Origin of the sequence: Caballeronia sp. ATUFL_F1_KS4A (assembly GCF_023630905.1) — a bacterium.
Classification (GTDB): Bacteria; Pseudomonadota; Gammaproteobacteria; order Burkholderiales; family Burkholderiaceae; genus Caballeronia; species Caballeronia zhejiangensis.
Genome location: NZ_JALQEB010000011.1, coordinates 331,686 through 339,881, shown reverse-complemented (window position 1 = coordinate 339,881; position 8,196 = coordinate 331,686). Strand labels below are relative to the sequence as shown.

Here is an 8,196-nt window from a genome sequence, read left to right as displayed (position 1 = left end):
TTCGTCACGAGCGGCGTGCGCCTCGGCTCGCCCGCGATGACCACGCGCGGCTTCGGCACGAAGGAAGCGGAGATCGTGGGCAACCTGATCGCCGACGTGCTCGACAATCCGGAAGACCAGGCGAACCTCGAGCGCGTGCGCGCGCAAGTGGCCGATCTGACCAAGCGTTTCCCGGTCTACCGTTAATTCGCGAGCACACCGCCGATGCGCTGCCCATTTTGCCGACACGAAGATACCCAGGTCGTGGATTCTCGCGTGTCGGAGGATGGCGCGGCCATTCGGCGGCGGCGGCGCTGTCCCGCGTGCGACAAGCGTTTCACCACGTATGAACGCGTCGAACTGGCGCTGCCGAGCGTCGTCAAGAAAGACGGCAGCCGCACCGAGTTCGATCGACGCAAGATCGTCGCGAGCATGCAGCTTGCGCTGCGAAAGCGCCCGGTCGCCGCCGATGCGATCGATGCCGCCGCGTCGCGCATCGAGTATCAGTTGCTCGGCAGCGGCGAGCGCGAAGTGCAGAGCGAGCGTCTCGGCGAGCTCGTCATGAGCGAGCTGCGACAGCTCGATACCATCGCTTACGTGCGTTTCGCCTCCGTCTACAAGCGTTTCGAAGACGTCTCCGAATTCGAAGACGTGCTCGATGAATTCCGGCGCACCGCTCCGAAGAAGTCGAGTTCGCGCAAGCGCTGATCTTTTCCGCATCGTTTCCTTCCCAAGCCTCGTTTCCTGACATTCGCTCGCGCAGTCTGCCCGGTATCGGAGAACGCGAACACTCGGCCATTCGGCTAATGGCGGCGCGCCTGACTTATCGCTAGATTGAGCTTTTCGGCTCGATTCGATCGATAAGGCATGCAGACGATTCCCGCATCAAATCAAGGTTTCACGCTCGTCGAACTATGCGTGGTGCTCGCCGTCATGGCGATCCTCGCGACGTTCGCCGCGCCTTCGTTCGTCGCGTGGCAGACGCGCGATCAAGTCGATGCACGGGCGCGCGCGCTCTTTTCCACGCTGTCGCTTGCGCGCGCCGAAGCCGTGCGGCGCGGTGCACGCGTCACGCTTTGCAGGATCGATGCGTCTCGTCATTGCCTCGCATCGGGCCGAAGCTGCGAAAGCGGTGTCACCGACTGGTCGTGCGGATGGGGCTTGTTCGTCGAGCGCGACGGTGTTTCGACGCTTTTGCGCATGCAGCCGGCGATGACATCGGTTTCCATCGCCGGGACATTGACCGAGCTTTCGTTCACGCCGCCTTCGGGGCAGGTGATCGGCGGATTCCGCAGCTTCGAATTCGGTCCGCGCGGCGCCGATTCCGCCGCGAATCCGTCGTCACGTCGATGCATACGGCTCGCGGCAGGCGGCCGGGCGCGCATGACTTCAGGCGGCTGCGGAGCGTCGGCATGAAAGACGTTCAACGTGGAGATTCGCTGATCGAAGTGATGATCGCGCTTACGCTGATGGCCGTGACCGCGCTCGGACTCATCGCGACGCAAAGCGCGCTCGCGCGCGGCGAACGCGCGGCGTTGCTGCACGAACGGGCCGCGATGATCGCAGATTCCGTCGCGGAAGGCATTCGCAGCGATGCGGACCGCGCGGCGATCGTGTCGCAATGGCAGGGGAGAGCGGCGTCGATGCTGCCTGCGGGCGACGTGGCAATATCCGATCGCGCCGATGGCGTGCGCATCGCGACCGTGAGCTGGCGCGCGCAAGACCGCTCCGAGCCGTGCCCCGAACCGCAGGCTAAGCCGCTCACGTCGTGCATCGCCGTGGCGTTTGCGCGATGACTCCGCGCTTGCTCTCATCGCGCGGCCATACGCTGCTGGAAATGACGATTGCGCTCGCGCTCGGCATGCTGATCGTGACCGCTTCGCTGTCGCTCTATCGCGGGCAGCGCGCCGCTTTCGACCGCGCCGCCGATGCCGCGCGCATTCACGACGCCGCGTCCAGCGCTTTGGAAATGCTCGCCCAGCTGATCCAGATGGCCGGATTCGCATCGAGCGTGGAATCGCCGGTCGATGCGTCGATGTTCGGTTGCGCGCAAGGCCGCGTGATTGGAGCGGATACAACCGCATCGTGCGAATCGCTCGCAAGCCATTCGGACGGCCTGCAGGTTCGCTATTCAGCCGACGCCGTCTCGACCTGGCCGTCGACCGCGGGGGCGCCGACCGATTGCCTCGGCCAGGCGGTCTCCGACGCCATCGCCACGAACCGGTTCTACGCAAAGCCGAGCAGTTCCACCGGAGAGCCCGAGTTGTACTGCGAAGGCGGCGGCAGACAGGCGCAGCCGATCGTCGAAGGCATCGAGCGAATGCGGGTGATGTATTGGCTCGCGGGGGCGCCGTCCGCATCGGATGCTTCGGCTATCGCGCGCGAACGCTGGCGCGATGTCCATGCTGCGGACGTATGCATCGTCGTGCGCGGTTTCATCGCACAGGCCAAGCGGAAAGCGAACTATGTGGATTGCAACGGCTTGCCCGTAACCGTCGAGGACGGCCGCGTTCGCCAGGTCTTCTGGCGGCGCGTCGCGATACGGAATTCGGTGGCGTCGCCGTCCGGAGGCGCGCAATGATGCGACGTTCGCTGACACGCGCAAGCACGTTGCCGATCGTGCTGATCCTCGCCGCGATGATGTTGATCACGGCTGCCGCATGGCTGCAAACGTCGCTCGTAGCGGCGCGCGCGACCGTCGCGACGCGCGAGCGCGTCCACGCGTTTCATGCCGCGGACAGCGCGTTGATCCGATGCAGCCGAATGCTTTCCCTCGCGTTGCCAACGCCGAGTTCGAAGGACGAGCCGTCGCGATGGCGCGCGAAATCCTCGTTCGACGGACCGTCCGCTGCCGCGATCGCGCCGTTCGCTTCGTGGCCGTACGCGCGCCGCGCCCCGCAATGCCTGATCGAATCGCGGGCCAACGCGTCGTATTTGATTACCGCGCGGGGCTTCGGCGCGAATGCCGATTCCGAGGCTTGGCTGCAACTTAGGATCGATATCGCCGATGGCGTGAGCACCCAATATTGGCGGCGCGTCGTCGCCAGGCCGTTTTGAGGATCGATATGAACGAAAAGGGCTTCAGTCTGCTTGAACTGATGATCGCGCTGGGCGTTGCCGCGATCATCGCGACTTTCTCGATCCCGGCGTATCGGGCGCACGTGGTGAAGGCGCATCGGCTCGACGCCGCGTCGGCCTTGCTGCGCGCGGTTCAGTTCGTGGAAACCGCGCGTCTTGCGCAAACATCGGAAAGCGGCGAGGTGATCGCGCTCGCTTCCGGGCTCGATCGCGCGCCGTCGAGCGGGGCGGCCGTGTACAGCGTGGCCGTGCTGCCGGAAACGCCGACGAACGGCGGTTATGCGATCGAAGCCGTGCCGGTCGCGGCGGGCGCGATGCAGGACGATGTCTGCGGCGTGTTCGTCATCGACGCCACCGGGCTGCGCTGGAATCGCCCGCCTGACGCGACCACGCCGCTCGATGCGGCACAGTCGGCGTCATGCTGGGCGGGGAAGAGTTGATGCGGGCGTCAGAAAACGGTCGGATCGACGGCGTCGTTGGAGGTTTCGGGCGCGGCGTTCTTCATCTGCGTGTAGATGCGCCAGCCTTCCCATCCGGCGAGCGCGAGACCGCCCCATTTGAGCACCGGCTTCGCGCTGTGCAACAGCTTCGTCCGCACCGGCTTGGTGAGTACGAGCGAGGCGAGCGATCCGATGACCGGATACTGCTTGAACAGCAAGCCGACATTGCCCGAGCCGAGCAGCGAAGCGAGCATGCCGCCAATGCCGCCCGCCGAGCCGCCGCGGCCGCGCTTGCCCCAGCGGCGCGAGCCGCCGCTGCCAGGCATCAGGAAGCGCAGCACGCTGAAATGCGTGACCGACGTGCGCAGATCATAGGTGGCTTGCCGCAGCTCCATGCGCTCGACATCCGCGCGGGCGATCAGCAGTTCCTTGCGCAGCGCGCGCATGTGCGGCGTGCGCAGCTTCTGCATCTTGCCGCGCTTGGGAGGCTTGAAGGTGTCGTCGTGTTGGCTCATGGCTTGATTTGGGCGCGGGAATCAACGGAAGGTATCGCGGTCCTTGCGGAATTCGGCGAGCGTGTCGTCGAACATGTTCGGCGCATCGCGCAGATTGCTGCGCGCACGCAGGCCGCATCCGACCGCGATCAGCGCGTACAGAAGGGTGATGCCGCCGAGCGCCTGCCAGCGATACGTGTCCCAGAAGAAGATGGCGATGAGCACCGTCAGGGAGATGAGCGCCATCATCGCGAGCATCATGGCGGCGAGCCCGAGGAAAAGCACGCCGATGAGCCGCTCCTTTTCTTCCTGAAGCTCGATGCCGATGAGTTCAAGGCGCGTCTCGAAGATGGCGAAGGCGGAGCTCAGAATTCGTCGCAACGGTCCGGGAGACGATTGCTGCGTTGGCCGTTCTGTCGTCATGGCTTGAATGCGAGAGGCGCGTTTGGTGCCGCTGTTTGTGGGTCCGGTCGGCGCTCGAGGCAGCCGGCCGGTGCGAGTGTCGAACCGCGCGCCCGGGCGAGGCGCTCGCGGTTCAGTCCAGCGGGGACCGCGACAGAAAGCTGATTAGCAATCTGCGGGCCATTGAATCGAAGACGGGTGCTTTACTTCCGGTTGATCAGAAGTCCGATCACCATGCCGATGCCAGCCGCGATCCCAATGGACGCCCACGGATGCTCGTGCACGTAATCGTCGGTGGCGCGGGCGGCCTTCTTGCCTCGCTCGATCACGACGACTTGCGCGTCGGCGGCTTTTTCCTTGGCTTGCTTGAGACGGGTGAGTGCGGTCTCGCGCAGTTCGGAGGCGCGTTCGCCAGTGGCGGTAGCTGCTTGCTTCAAGAGATCTTCGGCGTCAGCGAGTACTGATTTGATATCCGACATGAATCGCTCCTTGTTGATTTCTGACATTAAAGGCTCCAATCGGTGAGGTTACGCGAATCGTAACCAAAGATGGGATCGCTGACGAGGAGACGTGCGCCCTGCCGCGCTGAATGTCGCAGTTTCCGTTCCAGTCGCATCGGGCCGTGCGCGACCGCCGACGCCTCGTGATTTCATCGACATCGTTTCGAATTGATACGATCTGGCCCGTAAAAGTTTCAGGCGTAGATCGAAAGTTACACACGCCGATGCGCAAATGCACGCGTGAAAACAAAAAGGGCTGGCGCAACATGCGCCAGCCCTTTTCAATTGTGAATGAAGCTTGTTTAGAAAAACGCCTGAATTCCGGTTTGGGCGCGTCCGAGAATCAACGCGTGAATATCGTGCGTGCCTTCGTACGTGTTCACCACTTCGAGGTTCACGAGATGACGCGCGACACCGAATTCATCGGAGATGCCGTTGCCGCCGAGCATGTCGCGCGCGAGCCGGGCGATGTCGAGCGCCTTGCCGCACGAATTGCGCTTCATGATCGACGTGATCTCGACGGCCGCCGTGCCTTCGTCCTTCATGCGGCCGAGGCGCAGCACGCCCTGCAGTCCGAGCGTGATTTCAGTCTGCATGTCGGCGAGCTTTTTCTGAATCAGTTGATTCGCGGCAAGCGGCCGACCGAATTGCTTGCGATCGAGCGTGTACTGTCGCGCCGTGTGCCAGCACGCTTCGGCCGCGCCGAGCGCGCCCCAGGAAATGCCGTAGCGCGCCGAGTTGAGGCAAGTGAACGGACCTTTGAGGCCGCGCACGTTCGGCAGCATGTTCTCTTCGGGGACGAATACTTCGTCCATCACGATCTCGCCGGTGATCGACGCGCGCAAGCCGACCTTGCCGTGAATCGCCGGCGCCGACAGACCCTTCCAGCCTTTCTCGAGGATAAAGCCGCGGATCTCGTCGCGCCCGTCTTCCTCCAGCTTCGCCCAGACGACGAACACGTCCGCGATCGGCGAGTTCGAGATCCACATCTTCGTGCCCGACAGCGAGAAACCGTTCTGCACTTTCTTCGCGCGCGTCGTCATGCTGGCCGGATCGGAACCCGCGTTCGGCTCGGTGAGACCGAAGCAGCCGATCCACTCGCCGCGCGCGAGCTTCGGCAGATACTTTTCCTTTTGCGCGTCGCTGCCGAACGTGTTGATCGGCACCATCACGAGCGATGACTGCACCGACATCATCGAGCGATAACCCGAATCCACGCGCTCCACTTCACGCGCGATCAGCCCGTAGCAAACGTAGTTCAGGCCCGGGCCGCCGTACTGTTCGGGAATCGTCGGTCCGAGCAGACCCAGTTCGCCCATTTCGCGGAAGATCGCCGGATCGGTCTTCTCCTCGCGAAACGCCTGCATGACGCGCGGCTGCAGCTTGTCCTGCGCGTACGCGCGCGCGGCGTCGCGCACCATGCGTTCGTCTTCGGTCAGTTGCTCATCCAGCAAGAGCGGATCTTCCCAGTTGAAACGGGCGGCGTCGGCCATGTGCATCTCCTGATTTCATCGTGAAGCGCCGTGCGCCGACCGGCTCGCGTGATCGGCCGAAGCGCGTGGCGCTTGACGTGAGTTCCGCTAAGCGGAACAATGTTTTGCAGATCAGCTTCGAGTCTATCACCCGATGTCGACAGATTCCAATCGAAATTCCGGGCGCCTCATCTCGTCGGAGGATGTCGACGAGCGCAAGTTCGTCGTCGCGCTCGCTCGCGGGCTCGACCTGCTGCGCGCGTTTCGTCCCGGCGAGACGCTGCTCGGCAATCGCGATTTCGTCGACCGCACGGGATTGCCGAAGGCGACGGTCAATCGTCTCGCCTACACGCTGACGACGCTCGGCTATCTGCGTTTCGACGAACCCGCGGGCAAATACGCGCTCGATACCGGCGTGCTGTCGCTTGGCTTCACGCTGCTCGCGGGCGCGGACACGCTCGAACTCGCGCGTCCGCACATGCGCGCGCTGGCGCGGGAGATCGGCGCGGCGGTGTCGCTCGGCTGCCGCGACGGGCTCGACATGATCTACCTGGAAACCATCCGCAGCGAGACGGCGCTGACGCTCGGCCTCGCGCCCGGCTCGCGTCTGTCGATGCTCACGAGTTCGATGGGCCGCGCCTATCTCGCCGTGCAGGACGACGCGGCGCGCGAAGCTCTGTTTGAGGAACTCGGCAGGAACGAAGGCGAAGAGAAGGTCGAAGCGGCCCGCCGCTCGATCGAGGATTTCGCGCGCGACGGCTGCTGCTACTCGTTTCGCGAGTGGCACGACGATGTGAACGCCATCGCCGCGCCGGTCCGCGATCTGCGCAACGGACGCTGGCTCGTGCTGTCGAGCAGCGGGCCGGCGTCATCGATGGGCGAAGCGTATTTCCGCGAGACGATCGGCCCGAAGCTGAAGGCGCTTGCCGCGCGTCTCGCGTAACGACTCAGAGCACCGTTCGGACGTGCCAAAGCTCCGGGAACAGCACGACATCGAGCATCTTGCGCAGATACGACGCGCCCGCCGTGCCGCCCGTGCCGCCCTTGAAACCGATGATGCGCTCCACCGTCGTCACATGCCGGAAGCGCCACTGCCGGAACGCGTCTTCGAGATCGACGAGTTCCTCGGCCATCTCGTACAAATCCCAGTGTTGCGACGGATCGCGATACACCGGGAGCCACGCCGCTTCGACAGACGGATCGTGCGTCGTCGGCTGCGTCCAGTCGCGGTTCAGGCGCGCCGGATCGATCGCGAAGCCGCGTCGCGCGAGCAGGCGGATCACTTCGTCATAGAAAGAGGGCGCCTCGAGCGTTTCGCGGACCTGCGCGAGAATCTCCGGCCGATGCGCGTGCGGCTTCAGCATCTGCTCGTTCTTGTTGCCGAGCATGAACTCGATCTGCCGATATTGATGCGACTGAAAGCCCGACGACTGTCCGAGATACGGGCGCATCGCGGTGTATTCGGAGGGCGTCATCGTCGCGAGGACGTTCCACGCCTGCACCAGCTGCTCGAAGATGCGCGACACCCGCGCGAGCATTTTGAACGCGGGCGGCAATTCATCGCGATGCACCGCCGCGAGCGCCGCGCGCAGTTCGTATAGCGCGAGCTTCATCCACAGCTCGCTCGTCTGATGCTGCACGATGAACAGCATCTCGTTGTGATCCGGCGAGAGCGGATGCTGCGCGTTGAGGATCGAATCGAGGCCGAGGTAATCGCCGTAGCTCATCGAATCGGAGAAATCGAGCTTAGCGTCGTGCCAGCCTTTTTCTTGCGTCGCGTTCTGCGCGCCGTGGCCGAAAGGGCAGCCTTGTGTAGTGCTCATGTCGACGT

Annotated in this window: 12 protein-coding genes and 1 pseudogene; 8 read left to right on the top strand and 5 right to left on the bottom strand. The window is 64.0% G+C overall.

From position 1 onward, the window contains the following. The 7 genes and pseudogenes from glyA to NCS03_RS11490 all read left to right on the top strand — a co-directional run. A pseudogene (gene glyA, locus NCS03_RS11520) lies at nt 1-186 on the top strand (serine hydroxymethyltransferase); the annotation flags it as partial. 18 nt (nt 187-204) lie between these two features. Continuing rightward, complete coding sequence (gene nrdR / locus NCS03_RS11515) at nt 205-687, top strand: transcriptional regulator NrdR (protein ID WP_250496991.1); 483 nt, start codon at nt 205-207, stop codon at nt 685-687. Nucleotides 688-846: 159 nt separating this feature from the next. Further along, on the top strand, nt 847-1,395 hold the full coding sequence (locus tag NCS03_RS11510) for a GspH/FimT family pseudopilin (protein WP_239295117.1): 549 nt from the start codon (nt 847-849) through the stop codon (nt 1,393-1,395). Further along, nucleotides 1,392-1,775 carry a type IV pilus modification PilV family protein gene (locus NCS03_RS11505; RefSeq protein ID WP_051996481.1) on the top strand — a complete coding sequence of 128 codons (384 nt, stop codon included), beginning with the start codon at nt 1,392-1,394 and terminating at the stop codon, nt 1,773-1,775. The genes NCS03_RS11510 and NCS03_RS11505 overlap by 4 nt, the downstream gene beginning before the upstream one ends. Next, nucleotides 1,772-2,560 (top strand): PilW family protein, encoded by a 789-nt coding sequence (locus NCS03_RS11500; protein WP_250529186.1) that lies wholly within the window; start codon nt 1,772-1,774, stop codon nt 2,558-2,560. Before NCS03_RS11505 ends, NCS03_RS11500 begins: the two co-directional genes overlap by 4 nt. After that, nucleotides 2,557-3,036: a pilus assembly PilX family protein gene (locus NCS03_RS11495; protein ID WP_250529185.1), complete on the top strand. Its 480-nt coding sequence runs from the start codon at nt 2,557-2,559 to the stop codon at nt 3,034-3,036. Before NCS03_RS11500 ends, NCS03_RS11495 begins: the two co-directional genes overlap by 4 nt. 8 nt (nt 3,037-3,044) lie before the next feature. Continuing rightward, entirely contained in the window at nt 3,045-3,497 is a 453-nt protein-coding gene (locus NCS03_RS11490) for a type IV pilin protein (protein WP_239295115.1), read from the top strand. Between the two features lie 8 nt (nt 3,498-3,505). Here NCS03_RS11490 and NCS03_RS11485 read toward each other — a convergent pair whose 3' ends face one another. The 4 genes from NCS03_RS11485 to NCS03_RS11470 all read right to left on the bottom strand — a co-directional run bounded on the left by NCS03_RS11485 (nt 3,506) and on the right by NCS03_RS11470 (nt 6,386). Then, a complete protein-coding gene (locus NCS03_RS11485; RefSeq protein ID WP_008342783.1) occupies nt 3,506-4,012 on the bottom strand; it encodes a DUF3318 domain-containing protein in 507 nt (168 codons plus the stop codon). A 21-nt stretch (nt 4,013-4,033) separates the two neighbouring features. Further along, nucleotides 4,034-4,414: a phage holin family protein gene (locus tag NCS03_RS11480; protein WP_034471543.1), complete on the bottom strand. Its 381-nt coding sequence runs from the start codon at nt 4,412-4,414 to the stop codon at nt 4,034-4,036. Between the two features lie 182 nt (nt 4,415-4,596). After that, on the bottom strand, nt 4,597-4,899 hold the full coding sequence (locus NCS03_RS11475; protein WP_008342781.1) for an ElaB/YgaM/YqjD family protein: 303 nt from the start codon (nt 4,897-4,899) through the stop codon (nt 4,597-4,599). A 296-nt stretch (nt 4,900-5,195) separates the two neighbouring features. Beyond that, nucleotides 5,196-6,386 (bottom strand): acyl-CoA dehydrogenase, encoded by a 1,191-nt coding sequence (locus tag NCS03_RS11470; RefSeq protein WP_250529184.1) that lies wholly within the window; start codon nt 6,384-6,386, stop codon nt 5,196-5,198. 133 nt (nt 6,387-6,519) lie between these two features. On the opposite strand from NCS03_RS11470, the gene NCS03_RS11465 reads away from it, so the two are divergent. Next, nucleotides 6,520-7,308 carry an IclR family transcriptional regulator gene (locus tag NCS03_RS11465; protein ID WP_008342778.1) on the top strand — a complete coding sequence of 263 codons (789 nt, stop codon included), beginning with the start codon at nt 6,520-6,522 and terminating at the stop codon, nt 7,306-7,308. Nucleotides 7,309-7,312: 4 nt separating this feature from the next. Here the strand turns inward: NCS03_RS11465 and kynA are convergent, their stop codons facing one another. Next, a complete protein-coding gene (kynA, locus tag NCS03_RS11460) occupies nt 7,313-8,188 on the bottom strand; it encodes a tryptophan 2,3-dioxygenase (protein WP_250529183.1) in 876 nt (291 codons plus the stop codon). Between the last annotated feature and the right edge of the window lie 8 nt (nt 8,189-8,196).